Below are 15,471 nucleotides of genomic sequence, written 5' to 3' on the forward strand. Positions count from 1 at the left end.
CGGGGGAACGGCGTCTCAGACGACGATGTTGACCAGCTTCGGCGCGCGCACGATCACCTTGCGGATCTCGGCCCCGCCCAGCGCCGCCACGACCGCCTCGTCGGCCAGCGCCAGCTGCTCCAGGTCACCCTCGGAGATCGTCGGCGGGACCTCCAGACGGGCCTTGACCTTGCCCTTGATCTGAACGACGCAGGTCACGCTCTCGTCCACCACGTACGCCGGGTCCGCGACCGGGAAGTCCTGGTGGACCACCGAGTCGGTGTGGCCCAGGCGGTGCCACAGCTCCTCCGCGATGTGCGGGGCCAGCGGGGCGACCAGCAGGACCAGCCGCTCCGCGACCGAGCGCTCCAGCGGGCGGCCGGCCTTGGTCAGCGCGTTGTTCAGCTCGGTGATCTTCGCGATGGCGGTGTTGAACCGCAGGCCCGCCATGTCCGCGCCGGCCCCGTCGATGGCCTTGTGCAGCGCGCGCAGGGTGTCCTCGCCCGGCTCGCCGTCGACGACGGTGACCGCACCGGTCTCCTCGTCCACGATGTTGCGCCACAGGCGCTGCAGCAGCCGGTACTGGCCCACCACGGCCCGGGTGTCCCACGGGCGCGAGACGTCCAGCGGGCCCATCGCCATCTCGTACAGGCGCAGGGTGTCCGCGCCGTACTCCTCGCAGATCTCGTCCGGGGTGACGGCGTTCTTCAGGGACTTGCCCATCTTGCCGTGCTCGCGCTTGACCTGCTTGCCCTCGAAGAAGTACGCCCCGTCGCGCTCCTCGACCTCGGCGGCCGGCACGTACACACCGCGCTCGTCGGTGTACGCGTACGCCTGGATCATGCCCTGGTTGAACAGCTTGTGGAACGGCTCGGCCGAGGAGACGTGACCCAGGTCGAACAGGACCTTCGACCAGAAGCGCGCGTACAGCAGGTGCAGCACGGCGTGCTCGGCGCCGCCGACGTACAGGTCGACACCGCCGTGCGGCGCGCTCTCGCGCGGACCCATCCAGTACTGCTCGATCTCCGGGTCCACCAGGGCCGACGCGTTGTTCGGGTCCAGGTAGCGCAGCTCGTACCAGCAGGAACCGGCCCAGTTGGGCATCGTGTTGGTCTCGCGGCGGTACGAGCGCACCCCGCGCCCGTCGCCCAGGTCCAGCTCGACGTTGACCCACTCTTCGTTGCGCGACAGCGGGGTCTCGGGCTTGGAGGCGGCGTCGTCCGGCTCGAACGTGCGCGGCGAGTAGTCCTCGACCTCGGGCAGTTCCAGCGGCAGCATCGACTCGGGCAGCGGGTGTGCGACGCCGTCCTCGTCGTAGACGATCGGGAAGGGCTCGCCCCAGTAGCGCTGGCGGCTGAACAGCCAGTCGCGCAGCCGGAAGTTGACGGTCCCCTCGCCGATGCCCTGCTCGGCCAGCCACGCCGTGATGGCCGCCTTGGCCTCGACGACGCCCAGGCCGTCCAGGGAGATGCCCTCGCCGGTCGAGTTCACGATGGTGCCGTCGTACGAGGAGAACGCGTCCTCCCACTCCGCCGGGTCGGCGTCGCGGTCGTCCGAGGGCTCCACGACGCAGCGCATCGGCAGCTCGAAGGCGCGCGCGAACTCGAAGTCGCGGCCGTCGTGCGCCGGGACGGCCATGATCGCGCCGGTGCCGTAGCCCATCAGCACGTAGTCCGCGATGAAGACGGGGACGCGGTCGCCGCTGACCGGGTTGACCGCGTACGCGCCGGTGAAGACGCCGGTCTTGTCCTTGGCCTCGGCCTGACGCTCGACGTCCGACTTGGCGGCGGCCTGCTTGCGGTACGCGTCCACGGCCTCGCCGGGGGTCGCGGCGCCGCCGGTCCACACCTGGTGGGTGCCCTCGGGCCACTCGGCCGGGACGATCTTCTCGACCAGACCGTGCTCGGGCGCCAGCACCATGTAGGTGGCGCCGAACAGGGTGTCGGGGCGGGTGGTGAACACGGTGATGGCGTCGTCGCCGACGGCGAAGTCGACGCGCGCGCCCTCGCTGCGGCCGATCCAGTTGCGCTGCTGCAGCTTGATGGCCTCGGGCCAGTCCAGCGCGTCCAGGTCGTCCAGCAGCCGGTCCGCGTAGGCGGTGATCCGCATGTTCCACTGGCTCAGCTTGGCCTTGAAGACCGGGAAGTTGCCGCGCTCGGAGCGGCCGTCCGCGGTGACCTCCTCGTTGGCCAGTACGGTGCCCAGCCCGGGGCACCAGTTCACGGGCGCGTCGGAGGCGTAGGCCAGGCGGTGCTCGTTCAGCACGTCGGCCCGCTCGCCCGCGGTCAGCGCGGCCCAGGAGCGGCCACCGGGGACCTCACGGGAGCCGTCCTCGAAGGCGGCGACCAGCTCGGCGATGGGACGGGCCTTCGCCGCGTCCGCGTCGTACCAGGAGTTGTAGATCTGCAGGAAGATCCACTGGGTCCACTTGTAGTAGTCCGGGTCGATCGTCGCGAACGAGCGGCGCTTGTCGTGGCCCAGGCCCAGGCGGCGCAGCTGGGCCTTCATGTTCTCGATGTTGGCCTCGGTGGACACGCGGGGGTGCGTGCCGGTCTGCACGGCGTACTGCTCGGCCGGCAGGCCGAAGGCGTCGAAGCCCAGGGTGTGCAGGACGTTGTGGCCGCTCATCCGCTGGTGGCGGGCGAAGACGTCGGTGGCGATGTACCCGAGCGGGTGGCCGACGTGCAGGCCCGCACCGGACGGGTACGGGAACATGTCCATGATGAACTTCTTGGGCCGCGCGACGACTGCCGCGTCACCCGCCAGGTCGCCCGTCGGGTTCGGGGCCTCGTAGGTGCCCTCCGCGTCCCATACGTCCTGCCAGCGTGCCTCGATGTCGGCGGCCATGGCAGCCGTGTAGCGGTGCGCCTCGGCCGCCTCGGGGGCCGGGGTGTTCGTCTCGCTCATGATTTCTGAAGCTCCATCGATCGTCTCTGCCGTCTCTGCCTGCCCAAACGAAAAAACCCCTCGCACAGGAGGGGGCGCCGCGCCGATGCCGACCGTGTCGAAGGTCGGTACTGATCAGCGCGGCTCGGTAAGCAGAAGGCGTACGGCACGCATGGCGCCAGGGTACCGCAGCGGCCTCGGCCGCCGCTCGACCGTTCCGCACAACGAGAAACGGGCCACCCGATCCGGGTGGCCCGCTTCTCTTCTGTGGAGCTAAGGAGAATTGAACTCCTGACCTCCTGCATGCCATGCAGGCGCTCTACCAACTGAGCTATAGCCCCTTGCTTCTCTGCCGCCGGGCCCCTGCTCGGTTTCCCTTGCCGGTTCCCCCTGGCGACATCGAGAACATTACACGGTCATGGCCCAGGTCCAAAAATCGGTTTCGAGGTGCTGCGATTTGCCCGTTTCGCCCCGTTCCGCAGACCTGTCGGCCATGCCCGTTCCCCACGTGGTCCTGCCGCGGTCCTACGCTCTGGCGAACTGGTAGAACCGCTTGAGCGTGCAGTGCTCGTCGAGCAGCCGACCGTAGATCGGCTCCCCTTCCAGCTCGCGGTACGTCTCGATCGGGTCGCCTTTTATGATCAGCGCCCGCGCGCATTCCTCGCACCAGTACTGGTAGTCGGGGTTGACCGGGTCCATGTCCCGCACGATCGGCGTGCCGTTGTTGCACCAGTCGCACCGCCGCCGGTGTGCACCCATCCGTCAGCGACTCCCTCCCGCATCGGGCCGTCGACTCCCCCTCCGGCGGTCCGATTCTGCCACGCGGGTGCGGGGCAGGTCAGCAGGCGCCGAAGGTACAAACGGAAGGATCCCGCCCCCTAGTTGGGGACGGGATCCTGATTGTGGAGCTAAGGAGAATTGAACTCCTGACCTCCTGCATGCCATGCAGGCGCTCTACCAACTGAGCTATAGCCCCGCTCTCCGCCGCGCTCCCCCCGTTTCCGGTGTTCTGCGCTGCGAACAAGAAGAACTCTAGCCTGTGACCAGCCGGAAAGTGAAATCCGGGTGGGAGCCGCCCTGAGGCGGGCTCAGTCGTCGTCGCCGAGCACCGGTTCCGGCAGCGTGCCGGCGTTGTGCTCCATCAGACGCCAGCCGCGCGCGCCCTCGCCGAGTACGGACCAGCAGCAGTTGGAGAGCCCGCCCAGGCTCTCCCAGTCGCGGGCCTCCAGGCCCAGCAGCCGGCCGATGGTCGTACGGATCGTCCCGCCGTGGCTGACCACGACGAGCGTGCCGCCCTCCGGCAGCCGGCCGGCGTGCTCCAGCACCAGCGGCGCCGCCCGGTCGGCGACCTCGGTCTCCAGTTCGCCGCCGCCGCGGCGGACGGGCTCGCCGCGCTTCCACGCCGCGTACTGCTCGCCGTACTTCTCGATGATCTCGTCGTGCGTGAGGCCCTGCCACTCACCGGCGTACGTCTCGCGCAGCGCGGCGTCCTGCGCCACGGTCAGGCCCGTGACGGCAGCCAGCTCGGAGGCCGTCGCGGAGGCCCGCCGCAGGTCGGAGGCCACGATGGCGTCGGGCTTCAGGGAGGCGAGCAGCCGGGCGGCGCGGCGCGCCTGCGCCACACCCGTCTCGGTCAGCTCGATGTCCGTGGAGCCCTGGAAGCGGCGCTCCAGGTTCCACGAGGTCTGGCCGTGCCGCCACAGGACGATCTTCCGGCCGGTCTTGCGGTGGGCGGTCGTGCTCAGAACAGATCACCGTCCAGGTCCTCGTCGCCCGCCGCCTCGCGCAGCTTGGCGTGCTCCTCCGCCTTGCCCTTCGTGAGCTTGGCGTCCTCGGGCAGGTCGATCTCGGGGCAGTCCTTCCACAGGCGCTCCAGCGCGTAGAAGACCCGCTCCTCGCTGTGCTGCACGTGGACGACGATGTCGATGTAGTCGAGCAGGATCCAGCGGGCGTCGCGGTCGCCCTCGCGGCGCACCGGCTTGGCGCCGAGTTCCTTGAGCAGGCGCTCCTCGATCTCGTCGACGATCGACTTGACCTGGCGGTCGTTGGGCGCCGAGGCGAGCAGGAAGGCGTCGGTGATCGACAGCACGTCGCTGACGTCGTACGCGATGATGTCGTGCGCGAGCCGGTCGGCCGCGGCCTGGGCGGCGGCGGTGATGAGCTCGATGGAGCGGTCCGTGGCGGTCACTGGCCATGCTTTCGGGTTGGCGGGCAGATCCTTACAAGGGTCTCATGTACCGCCGACCCCGCCCGCGCGGAACGTCCCGCGCGGGCCGGGCACCTGCCAAGAGCCTGATCAGGCCAGGTCAGGACGGTTTGTAGTCCTTGCCCAGGGTCACCACGATGTCGGCGTTCACCGCGTTCTCGCCCTTCTTCACGGCGGTCTCGGGCAGGCCCAGCGTCTTGGCCACCTCGACGGCCTTGGCCCGCTGGGCGTCGTCCTGGTACGTGATCTGCGTGGCGGGCAGGGTCTTGTCGGCCTTGCCGCCGTCCACGAAGGTGTAGCCGCCGTTGAGCAGGGTCGCCTTCGCCGCGAGCTGCGTCTTGTCGTCGCCGGTGGCGTCCCTGAGGCCGACCCGGGGCGCGGCCCCGGCCTGGGCCGCCGTGAAGCTGCCGCCGAGCACCTCCCTGACGACGGTCTTGTTGGCGTCGTCGGTGAGCGCGCCGTCGGGCTTCACCGCGAGGAGGTCCGTGCGGTACGCGCCTTGCTTGGCGTGTTCGCCGAGCTTGGACAGCAGGGTGCCGAGCGTCTGCGCGTTCAGGGAGGGGTCCAGGATCTGGCCCATGCTCTCGACGGTGACGGTCGCCGACTTGGGGTCGCCGGGGACCTTGCGCAGCACCCCGTAGAGCACCTTGCCGAAGCGGTCCAGCTGCTTGGCCTCGGGTTCGCCCTGGGCGCGGTGGGTGGCGTACGCCACGGCCATCGCACCGCTGAGGTGCTGCTTGGCGCCCTGGGCGACGGCCGGGGTCTTGGCGGCGTCGTCGGCGGGGACGGCGGTGTCGGTGTCGATCTCGATGCCGCCGACCAGCTCGACCAGGTTCTCCAGGAAGGGGGTGTCCAGGCGCCAGGTGCCGCCGATGTGGGTGCCGAGCACCGAGTCGAGGGAGTCCCGCACGCCGCCGCCGCGCTCCTCGACCGCCTTGCCGAGGGCCGTGCCGGTGCCGTCGTCCTTGGGGACGCCCAGCGTGTTCGGCAGCAGGACGGTGGCGCCCTTGGCGGTGGTGACGTTGTCGACGAGCAGCGCCGTCGAGGTGCCGCCCTTCTTGGTGTTGTACAGGTGCACGACGATCATGTCGCGCTTCTGCGCCCCGCCGGCGGCGGTGGCGGTCTTCTTCTGCCCGGGGCCGTCGAGGAACGGCAGTTTGCCCGCGTACCAGAGGTAGCCGAGGCCGCCCACGACGAACAGGGCGAGGACGACGACGAGCGCGACCACGCGGTTGCGGCCGCGGCGGCGGGCCTCCTCACGGCGCTCGGTGCGGCTCTCGGTGAACTTGAGCCAGTCGATGACGTCTTCGGAGTTCTCGTCCGGCTGGTCGATGAACGCGAACTGCTCGGTGCGGTAGTCCGGGGCGGGCTGCCCGTCGTCGGAGCGGCGGGGTTCGGGGACCCGGTCGGGGCGCGGCGGCTCCGGTTCGGCCGCGGGGGCCGGGGCGGGGGACTCGGGGGCGGCCTGCTGCGGGATCCACTGCCGGCCCTGCTGCGCGTGCCGGGTGTCGTACCCGTAGGCGGGGGCCTGGGCCTGGGTGTACTCCTGCTGCCCGTACTCCGGGGCGGCCGGCTGGTGCGACTGCTGCTGCGACTGCTGCGGGTAGTACGCCTGCTGTGGCTGCCGGCCGTAGCCCTGCTGGTCGTAGCCGTACTGCTGCTCGTACTGCTGCGCGGGCGCCTGGCCGTACACCGGCTGCCCGTACGGGTCGTAGCCGAGGAGCTGCTGCTCCTGTGCGGCGTACGGGTCGTACGGCTCCTGTCGGTCGTTCACCGCGGGGCCCCTCTCTCCGGAAGCTCAGGCTCCCCGGTACAGCTCACGCTTGTCGATGTAGCGCACCACACCGTCGGGCACCAAATACCAGACAGGATCCCCCTGGGCGACCCGGGTGCGGCAGTCCGTGGACGAAATCGCCAGCGCGGGCACCTGCACCAGGGAGACGCCGTCCGCGGGGAGCCCGTCGTCGGTGAGTACGTGGCCCGGCCGGGTCACTCCGATGAAGTGGGCGAGCGAGAAGAGCTCGTCGGCGTTGCGCCAGGTCAGGATCTGGGCGAGGGCGTCGGCACCGGTGATGAAGAACAGGTCGGCGTCTTCGTTGAGCGCGCTCAGATCACGCAGGGTGTCGATCGTGTACGTCGGGCCGCCGCGGTCGATGTCGATGCGGCTCACCGAGAACTGGGGGTTCGAGGCCGTCGCGATGACCGTCATCAGATAGCGGTCCTCGGCGGGGGACACGGCACGCTGCGACTTCTGCCACGGCTGGCCGGTCGGTACGAACACCACCTCGTCGAGGTGGAACAGGGCGGCCACTTCACTGGCGGCCACCAGGTGTCCGTGGTGGATCGGGTCGAATGTCCCGCCCATCACGCCGAGCCGGCGCTTGACCGGGCCGGTAGGCATCTCCTGCTCTCCCATGAGCGCAGAGCCTACTGGCCCGGCGGAGCGGTGCGGACCCGCATGCGGGCGCGTGCGCGGGCGCCGGCTCAGCGGTCGCGGTTCAGGCGCGTGGTCACCCAGAGCATCAGCAGCAGGATGCACAGCGCGCCGCCACCGGTCAGGAACGGGTTCAGGCTGTCGTGGTTGCCGCCGTGCTGCTCGGCGCCCTCCGACGCGAGAACGACCAGGTTGTGGGCGGTGGAGGAGAGGCTCATCAGGCAGATACCTATCGAGTCGGGGAGCGAGCGGAGACTTCGCTCACATCGTATGCGGGGGCCTGGGGCACGCTCACGCCGACTCAGGCGTTGGAGAGGATAGACGCAGCAGCACTCAGGCCGATCAAGGGGGAGGGCGTCATGACGGAGACCGGTTTCGAGAAGGTTCCGGCGAGGGACCGCAGGAGGTTCCCCGGTATTTCCTCACGCGCGTACGAACACCCGGCGGACCGTTCGGCGCTGGTCGCGCTGCGCAAGCTGAGCGGGTTCGACACCGTGTTCAAGGCCCTGAGCGGTCTCCTCCCGGAGCGGAGCCTGCGCCTGCTCTTCCTCTCGGATTCCGTCCGGGTGGGCGAGACACAGTTCCGGCACCTGCACGAGATGCTGCGGGACGCCTGTTACATCCTGGACCTGGAGAAGGTCCCGCAGATGTACGTGCAGCAGGACCCGCGGCCGAACGCCATGTGCATCGGGCTGGACGAGCCGATCATCGTGGTGACGACGGGCCTGGTCGAGCTGCTCGACGAGGAGGAGATGCGGGCGGCCGTGGGCCACGAGGTGGGGCACGCGCTGTCGGGGCACGCGGTGTACCGCACGGTCCTGCTGTTCCTGACGGGTCTGGCGCTGAAGGTGGCGTGGATCCCGCTGGGCAACGTGGCGATCACGGCGCTCGTGACCGCGCTGCGGGAGTGGTTCCGCAAGTCGGAACTGTCGGCGGACCGGGCCGGTCTGCTGGTCGGGCAGGACCTGCAGGCCTCGATGCGGGGCCTGATGAAGCTCGCGGGCGGCAACCACCTCCACGAGATGAACGTGGACTCCTTCCTGGCCCAGGCCGAGGAGTACGAGGCCGGCGGCGACCTGCGCGACTCCGTGCTGAAGATCCTCAACATGCTGCCGCGGACGCATCCCTTCGCCACCGTGCGGGCGGCCGAGCTGAAGAAGTGGTCGCAGAACCGGGACTACCAGCGGATCATGGACGGCCACTACCCGCGGCGGGACGAGGACAAGGACACCTCGGTGTCGGACTCCTTCCGCGAGTCGGCCTCGCACTACGCGGACGCGGTGCGCAGCAGCAAGGACCCACTGTTCAAGCTGGTCGGCGACATCGCGGGCGGCGCGGCCGATGTCGGCGGCAAGCTGCGGGACAGGTTCACGGGTGCGGGCCCGGGCGGCGGGAACAAGGGCGGCGAGGCTACGGAGCAGGGCTGACGGGGGCGCTCCCGGCGGGCGTGGGCGGCGCCAGTACGCCGCACAGCCCGGCGGTGCGCCGCGGGGTGCCACTGGCGTACGGGTCGCTGGCGGCCGGGCCCACGGTGGCCGGTCCGCCTCCGGCCAGGACCGGGCGGAAGCCGTCGGCGGGCTCGGTGGAGCAGTCCTGCGGGCCGGCCATCACGTAGGCGGAGAGCAGCTCCGCCCGCCGGGTCGTGAGGTCCTCCTGGTCGAAGCGCAGCCGCAGCTCGCGCCGGACGGTGAAGAGCGAGGCGCCGTCCTCCGCGGCCGGGGATCCGGTGGCGGGACGTACGGCGTACACGAAGGTGTGGTCGGTGGTCACTTCGAGGACGTCCGCGGAGATCTCCTCGAAGGCGAGGGTTCCGCTGACCCGGACCCGGGTGTCGGCCAGGGCGGCGGTGCCGGGGTCGAAGCGGACCAGCCAGCCGGTGGCGGCGTGCCGCCCGTCGCCGGAGGGCGAGGTCATGCTGCGGTCGAACTGTGCCAGCTGGTCGGGGTCGAGCAGGACCCGAACGGGCCGGGTGGCGGCGCCGGCCAGCACGTCCGGGTCCAGCGAGGACTGCACCAGGTAGTCCTTGGCGATGGACAGCGCGGTGACGACCTGCGCTTCGGCGAAGTGGTGGGTGCGGCGCACGGCGGGCAGGGTGATCCCGGCCGCCCCGACGCGGTAGTCGGCCGCCGGGCTCTTCGCGAAGAGGTCGACGGGCCGCCCGCCGGGCACCACGGTGGCGGGTGCCAGGGGCACGACGGTGCTGGCCAGGGGTTCGGTGCGGCTGCTGTACGGGGGCACCGTCGGATTGCTCAGGCCCATGTAGACGGCCGCGGCGAAGGCCACCGCGATGAGCAGCACGAGCAGCATGCCCTGGCGGGCGCCCCGGCCGGGGGTGCTGGTCCGGGGCCGGGCGGGGCCGCTGCCGGACCAGATGGACCGGCTGCGTACGGCCCGGGCGTGTTCACCCATGCGCTCCTGCGCGGAGAACTCCTGGAGCCGGGCAGCCCGGACGAAGTCCTCGTCGAACACCACCGACCGGTACTCGTCCGACCGGTACTCGTCCGACCGGAACTCCTCGTCGCCCCCGCCGATGCCCTCGGGGGTGCCGTCGGGTGGATCTCCTGGAACGGCCATTGCTTCTCCCCGCTGTCCCCGCTTCAGAGAAGCCCCCAGCTGCGGCGGACGCGAGTGGGGTCGTTACCTTCAGGGTTGGCGGCCGACGGGGTACATAAACGCTCCGGCGCCGGTGACTTCCGTCAGCGGTGTCCTGGTGGGCGCGGGAGTGTGGTCGGCGCCGCTCGACGCGCTGCGGTAGACCGCGCTGAAGGCGAGGGCGACCATGCCGAGACCCATCACGAAGGCGAGCACCCAGGCGACCGGCCGCAGCCACGGCGCGCGGCCCCGGTAGGGCCGCAGGGCGCCGCCGTAGGCCCCGTAGGGGCCTTCCGGGTAGCTGGGGCCGTACTCCCAGCCGGGCTCGTCGATGCCGTACCCGTCGGGGCGGCCGTAGGCGTGGCCGTCGTAGTCGTCGTCGGACGTCCAGCCTCCGGCGACGGCCCGGGCCGCCTCCGCCTCGGCGCGCGCCCGGTCGGCGGCCCGCTGGCGCTCCGCGGCACTCGGTTCATGGATTTCGGCGCTCCGGACGAAGTCCTCGTCGAACACCACGGAGGCGAAGTCGTGATCCGCGCCTCCGCGGTCGTCGTTGTCGGGCTCCCCGTCGTCCGGGATCTTGCCCCCCACGTCGTCCGGCACAGGCACAGCCTAGACCTGGGGGGCTGCTTTGGGCAGGGTGTGAGCGGAATTCCGGCCACCCGGTGTTTGGTGTCCGACTACCGAACGTGACCGTCGCCGGTGACGATGTACTTGGTGGAGGTGAGCTCCGGAAGGCCCATCGGGCCACGGGCGTGCAGCTTCTGGGTGGAGATGCCGATCTCGGCGCCGAAGCCGAACTGACCACCGTCGGTGAACCGGGTGGACGCATTCACGGCGACGGTGGTCGAGTCGACCAGCTGGGTGAAGCGGCGGGCGGCGGCCTGCGAAGTGGTGACGATCGCCTCGGTGTGCCCGGAGGTCCAGCGGCGGATGTGGGCGACGGCGTCGTCGAGCGAGTCCACGACGCCGGCGGCGATGTCGTACGAGAGGTACTCGGCGGCCCAGTCCTCGTCGGTGGCGGGCAGCGCGGTGACCTTGGAGTCCTCGGCGGCCGCGAGGACGCGCGCGTCACCGTGGACGGTGACGCCTGCCTCGGCCAGCGCGTCGAGGGCGCGCGGCAGGAAGGCGCCGGCGATGTCCCGGTGGACGAGGAGGGTCTCCGCGGAGTTGCAGACGGAGGGCCGCTGGGCCTTGGAGTTGACGAGAATGTCCACGGCCATGTCGAGGTCGGCCTGGGCGTCCACGTAGACGTGGCAGTTGCCGGTGCCGGTCTCGATGACCGGGACGATGGACTCCTCGACGACCGTCTTGATGAGGGAGGCGCCGCCGCGCGGGATGAGGACGTCGACGAGGCCGCGGGCGCGCATCAGCTCGCGGACGGAGTCGCGGGACTCGCCCGGGACGAGCTGGATCGCGTCCGCGGGCAGACCGGCGCTCTCGACGGCGTCGCGGAGGATGGCGACGAGGGCGGTGTTGGAGGCATAGGCGGAGGAGCTGCCGCGCAGGAGGACCGCGTTGCCGGACTTGAGACAGAGGGCGGCCGCGTCGACGGTGACGTTGGGGCGCGCCTCGTAGATGATGCCGACGACGCCGAGCGGGACGCGGATCTGCCGGAGGTCGATCCCGTTGGGCAGGGTGGAGCCGCGGACGACCTCGCCCACCGGGTCGGGGAGGGCCGCGACGTCGCGCACGTCGGAGGCGATGGCCGCGACGCGCTCCGGGGTGAGGGTGAGGCGGTCGATGACGGTCTCGCTGGTGCCGGCGGCGCGGGCCTTGTCGGTGTCGACGGCGTTGGCGGCGACGATCTCGGCGGTACGGGCCTCCAGGGCGTCCGCGATGGCCAGGAGCGCGGTGTCCTTGGCGGACCGCGGGAGCGGGGCGATGGCCGCGGCGGCGGTGCGGGCCGCTTGCGCGGTGGCGATCACGGGCGAGACGGTGGCGTCGAGCGAGGTCATGCCGCCCAGGGTAGTCCCCGGCCCTCCGGTTCCGGCCGGGCTTCCCACCCCGCGAGACGCCTGGGCCCGGATCCCGCGCAGCGGCGCGGAGCCCGGGAGGCCGCCCGCGGCCGAGCCGCGCGAGCGGGGCGCCGAGAAGGACGCGTCAGTACGGGTGGACCCCGACCGGGTGTGCCGGGGGCGGGCCGTAGCCCTCTGCCACGCGGAGGTGGTACGTGGCGCGGTCGATGACCTCCAGGCCGACGATCTCCCACGGCGGGAGCTGCGCCGAGGAGCGGTGTTCGCCCCACAGGCGCAGGGCGACGGCCGCGGCGTCGTGGAGGTCGCGGGCCTCCTCCCAGTACCGGATCTCCGCGTGGTCGTCGGCGTACCTGCTGGTCAGCAGAAAGGGGTGGTCATGGGCCAGCTGCTCCAGCCCGCGCCGGACCTCGGACAGCGGCGCCGGCTTGCCCGAGACGCTCAGGGTGACGTGCCAGAGGCGCGAGGCTTCTTCCTGCTCGTCCCCGCCGCCGCTGATGCTGGTCAGCGCTCGTCTCACCAGCCGCCTCCTGTCTGCGCCATGCTGCCTGTCCGCCCCTCACAGTTGACCAGTCCCCGGCCCGCCGTGCGGCGGTTTTACCGAACCTCAGCCCTCCAGCAGGACCAGATCGTCGCGGTGTACGACCTCCCGCTCGTACTCCGGACCGAGTTCCCTCGCGAGCTCACGGGTGGAGCGCCCGAGGAGCTGCGGGAGCTCCTTGGCGTCGAAGTTGACGAGCCCGCGGGCCACGGCGCGGCCGTCGGGCCCGCGCAGTTCCACGGGGTCGCCGGCGACGAATTCGCCCTCGACGGCCGCGATCCCGGCGGGCAGCAGGGAGCTGCCGCGTTCGGTCACGGCGCGTACGGCGCCCTCGTCCAGCACCAGGTGCCCCTGCGGGGTCGAGGCGTGCTGGAGCCAGAGCAGCCGGTCCGCGGAGCGGCGGCCGGTGGCGTGGAAGTGCGTGCCGGTCACCCGTCCGGCCAGGGCGTCGGCGGCCTGGCTGGCGGAGGTGAGGACGACCGGGATGCCGGCCGCGGCCGCGATCCGGGCCGCCTCGACCTTGGTGACCATGCCGCCGGTGCCGACGCCCGCTTTGCCGGCGCTGCCGATAGAGACGTGCGCGATGTCCTCGGGTCCGTGCACCTCGTCGATGCGGGTGGTGCCGGGGAGCGACGGGTCGCCGTCGTAGAGGCCGTCCACGTCGGACAGCAGGACGAGGAGGTCGGCGCGGACCAGGTGGGCGACGAGGGCCGCGAGCCGGTCGTTGTCGCCGAAGCGGATCTCGTCCGTGGCCACGGTGTCGTTCTCGTTGACCACGGGCAGGGCGCCCATGGCCAGCAGCTGGTCCAGGGTCCGGTACGCGTTGCGGTAGTGGGCCCTGCGGCTGGTGTCGTCGCCGGTCAGCAGCACCTGGCCGACGCGGACGCCGTACCGGGCGAAGGAGGCGGTGTACCGGGCGACGAGCAGCCCCTGCCCGACGCTGGCGGCCGCCTGCTGGCGGGCCAGGTCGGTGGGGCGCCGGCGCAGGCCGAGCGGGGACAGGCCCGCCGCGATGGCTCCGCTGGAGACGAGGACGATCTCCTTCTCGCCGCCGCTGCGGGCCTTGGCCAGTACGTCGACCAGGGCGTCCACCCGGTCCGCGTCGAGCCCGCCGGCCGCGGTGGTCAGGGAGGAGGATCCGACCTTGACCACGATCCTGCGGGCGTCCACGACACCTTGCCTAGCCGCTGACACGTCTGTCCCCTTGCCCCTTGCCGGTACGTCTGCCACCTCAATCTACGGGGTGGTGCGCGGCGCCCGCGCAGGGGTTTCAGCCGGTGGACCCGGACGGCGCACCGGACGGCGGCTCAGCCCGCGGACCCGCTGCGGGCCGGCTGGGGCTCCTCCGCCTGCGCGGCGGCGCCCGGGACGAGGATCTTGCGGGACAGCAGGAACGTGAACGGGATGGCCACGACGGCGGCGACGAGCGGCGCGATCCGGGTGTCCAGCCCGGCCCAGGTCACCAGGGCGTACAGCCCGGCGGACTGGATCACGTAGTTCGTGATGTTGGTCAGCGGGAAGAGGAGGAACTTCTTCCAGGTGGGCTTGGTCCGGTAGGTGAAGTAGGTGTTCATGAAGAACGAGCCGACCATCGCCAGCAGGAAGGCGAGGGTGTAGGCGAGGAAGTACGGCATCCACGGGTGCAGCAGCAGGTAGATGACGAAGAAGGTGCCGGTGTTGACGGCCCCGACGAGGCCGAAGCGGAGGATCTGGCCGAGCTGGCTGCGCATGGCTCAGCGCACCTCGTGCTCGGCGGTGACCGTCAGGCGCGAGGCGGACAGCCCGCCGCGTTCACGCTCGCCCGTGCGGACCCCTGCGGCGTCGGGCCGGGCCTGCGGGTCCGCGCCGTGCGCCTCCTTCACCAGGAAGTGCGGACGGCGCTTGGTCTCGTAGTAGATGCGCCCGATGTACTCGCCGATCAGACCCAGCATGATCATCTGGACGCCGCCGATGCCGACGATGATCGCGACGAGGGTCACGTAGCCGGGAGCGGTGACGCCGTGGGTCATGGCCATGACGGCGATCCAGACCGCGTACAGGGCGGCCAGCCCCACCAGCGACACGCCCGCCCAGATGCCGATGCGCAGCGGCCGGTTGTTGAAGGAGATCAGGCCGTCCATGGCGTAGTTCAGCAGGGAGCCGAACTTCCACTTCGTCTCGCCGGCCTCGCGCTGGGCGTTGCGGTAGTCGAAGTGGACGGTGTCGAAGCCGATCCAGGAGAAGAGGCCCTTGGAGAAGCGGTTGTACTCGGGCAGCGACAGCAGCGCGTCCACGGCCGGCCGGGACAGCATCCGGAAGTCGCCGACGCCGTCGGTGAGCTCCACGTCGACCCAGCGGTTGACGCCGCGGTAGTAGAGGCGGCTGAGGGCGGAGCGGACCTTCTTGTCGCCCTCGCGGGTGCGGCGGGCGATGATCTGGTCGTGGCCCTGCCGGTGGTAGTCGAGCATGGTGGCGATGAGCTCCGGCGGGTGCTGGAGATCGGCGTCCATGATCACGACGGCGTCGCCGGTGGCCTCGCGCAGGCCGGCGAGCATGCCGGCCTCCTTGCCGAAGTTGCGGCTGAAGGAGACGTACCGGGTCTGGTCCCCGTACTCGGCGGCGATCTTCCGGAGCTTGGTGAGGGTTCCGTCACGGCTGCCGTCGTCGACGTAGCAGACCTCGTACTCGACGGGCAGGGAGTCCAGGACCCTGCGGATCTCCGCGTCGAAGCTGTCGATCACGGCTTCTTCGTTGTAGCAAGGGACTACTACGGACAGCTTCGTCATGAACACTTCCTGCTGGGTCCGAACGGGTGATTGTCGGCGACCGGACCCGCCACACACCTCTTCCTAAGAAGTATGCACGCCGAGGGTCGGCCTGC

General features: G+C 71.0%; 15 protein-coding genes and 2 tRNA genes. 1 reads left to right on the forward strand and 16 read right to left on the reverse strand.

Going from position 1 to position 15,471, the window contains the following annotated elements:
• Positions 1-15 precede the first annotated feature (15 nt).
• The 9 genes from leuS to ACIPK4_RS02360 all read right to left on the reverse strand — a co-directional run bounded on the left by leuS (position 16) and on the right by ACIPK4_RS02360 (position 7,723).
• Positions 16-2,886, reverse strand: a complete 2,871-nt coding sequence (gene leuS, locus ACIPK4_RS02320; RefSeq protein WP_402308695.1) for a leucine--tRNA ligase — start codon at positions 2,884-2,886, stop codon at positions 16-18.
• Between the two features lie 247 nt (positions 2,887-3,133).
• A tRNA-Ala gene (locus tag ACIPK4_RS02325) sits at positions 3,134-3,206 on the reverse strand.
• A gap of 184 nt (positions 3,207-3,390) precedes the next feature.
• The gene (locus ACIPK4_RS02330; RefSeq protein ID WP_008738908.1) at positions 3,391-3,624 is read right to left on the reverse strand and encodes a hypothetical protein; all 234 of its coding nucleotides are present in this window, start codon (positions 3,622-3,624) and stop codon (positions 3,391-3,393) included.
• A gap of 144 nt (positions 3,625-3,768) precedes the next feature.
• Positions 3,769-3,841, reverse strand: a tRNA-Ala gene (locus tag ACIPK4_RS02335).
• A gap of 112 nt (positions 3,842-3,953) precedes the next feature.
• Entirely contained in the window at positions 3,954-4,610 is a 657-nt protein-coding gene (locus tag ACIPK4_RS02340) for a histidine phosphatase family protein (RefSeq protein WP_402309064.1), read from the reverse strand.
• The gene (gene rsfS, locus ACIPK4_RS02345; protein ID WP_327132035.1) at positions 4,607-5,053 is read right to left on the reverse strand and encodes a ribosome silencing factor; all 447 of its coding nucleotides are present in this window, start codon (positions 5,051-5,053) and stop codon (positions 4,607-4,609) included. Before rsfS ends, ACIPK4_RS02340 begins: the two co-directional genes overlap by 4 nt.
• Positions 5,054-5,171: 118 nt before the next feature.
• Positions 5,172-6,845: an LCP family protein gene (locus ACIPK4_RS02350; protein WP_402308696.1), complete on the reverse strand. Its 1,674-nt coding sequence runs from the start codon at positions 6,843-6,845 to the stop codon at positions 5,172-5,174.
• Between the two features lie 24 nt (positions 6,846-6,869).
• On the reverse strand, positions 6,870-7,487 hold the full coding sequence (gene nadD, locus ACIPK4_RS02355; protein WP_082411109.1) for a nicotinate-nucleotide adenylyltransferase: 618 nt from the start codon (positions 7,485-7,487) through the stop codon (positions 6,870-6,872).
• Between the two features lie 68 nt (positions 7,488-7,555).
• The gene (locus ACIPK4_RS02360) at positions 7,556-7,723 is read right to left on the reverse strand and encodes a hypothetical protein (protein ID WP_376202917.1); all 168 of its coding nucleotides are present in this window, start codon (positions 7,721-7,723) and stop codon (positions 7,556-7,558) included.
• Positions 7,724-7,864: 141 nt separating this feature from the next.
• Between ACIPK4_RS02360 and ACIPK4_RS02365 the strand changes: the two genes are divergently transcribed.
• Entirely contained in the window at positions 7,865-8,932 is a 1,068-nt protein-coding gene (locus ACIPK4_RS02365; protein WP_402308698.1) for a M48 family metallopeptidase, read from the forward strand.
• On the opposite strand, the gene ACIPK4_RS02370 is transcribed toward ACIPK4_RS02365, so the two are convergent.
• The 7 genes from ACIPK4_RS02370 to ACIPK4_RS02400 form a co-directional block, all read right to left on the reverse strand.
• Positions 8,916-10,079: a hypothetical protein gene (locus ACIPK4_RS02370; protein ID WP_402308700.1), complete on the reverse strand. Its 1,164-nt coding sequence runs from the start codon at positions 10,077-10,079 to the stop codon at positions 8,916-8,918. The two genes, ACIPK4_RS02365 and ACIPK4_RS02370, sit on opposite strands and share 17 nt — an antisense overlap.
• A 69-nt stretch (positions 10,080-10,148) precedes the next feature.
• Entirely contained in the window at positions 10,149-10,697 is a 549-nt protein-coding gene (locus ACIPK4_RS02375) for a hypothetical protein (protein ID WP_376202924.1), read from the reverse strand.
• A gap of 77 nt (positions 10,698-10,774) precedes the next feature.
• On the reverse strand, positions 10,775-12,052 hold the full coding sequence (locus ACIPK4_RS02380; RefSeq protein ID WP_054227562.1) for a glutamate-5-semialdehyde dehydrogenase: 1,278 nt from the start codon (positions 12,050-12,052) through the stop codon (positions 10,775-10,777).
• Between the two features lie 145 nt (positions 12,053-12,197).
• Entirely contained in the window at positions 12,198-12,590 is a 393-nt protein-coding gene (locus ACIPK4_RS02385) for a hypothetical protein (protein WP_376202929.1), read from the reverse strand.
• An 87-nt stretch (positions 12,591-12,677) separates the two neighbouring features.
• Positions 12,678-13,805 (reverse strand): glutamate 5-kinase, encoded by a 1,128-nt coding sequence (gene proB, locus ACIPK4_RS02390; protein WP_376202931.1) that lies wholly within the window; start codon positions 13,803-13,805, stop codon positions 12,678-12,680.
• Between the two features lie 113 nt (positions 13,806-13,918).
• Positions 13,919-14,341: a GtrA family protein gene (locus ACIPK4_RS02395; RefSeq protein ID WP_376202934.1), complete on the reverse strand. Its 423-nt coding sequence runs from the start codon at positions 14,339-14,341 to the stop codon at positions 13,919-13,921.
• Between the two features lie 3 nt (positions 14,342-14,344).
• Positions 14,345-15,376 (reverse strand): glycosyltransferase family 2 protein, encoded by a 1,032-nt coding sequence (locus ACIPK4_RS02400; protein WP_054227558.1) that lies wholly within the window; start codon positions 15,374-15,376, stop codon positions 14,345-14,347.
• Positions 15,377-15,471 lie beyond the last annotated feature (95 nt).

Origin of the sequence: Streptomyces sp. NPDC086989 (assembly GCF_044745505.1) — a bacterium.
Taxonomy (GTDB): domain Bacteria; phylum Actinomycetota; class Actinomycetes; order Streptomycetales; family Streptomycetaceae; genus Streptomyces.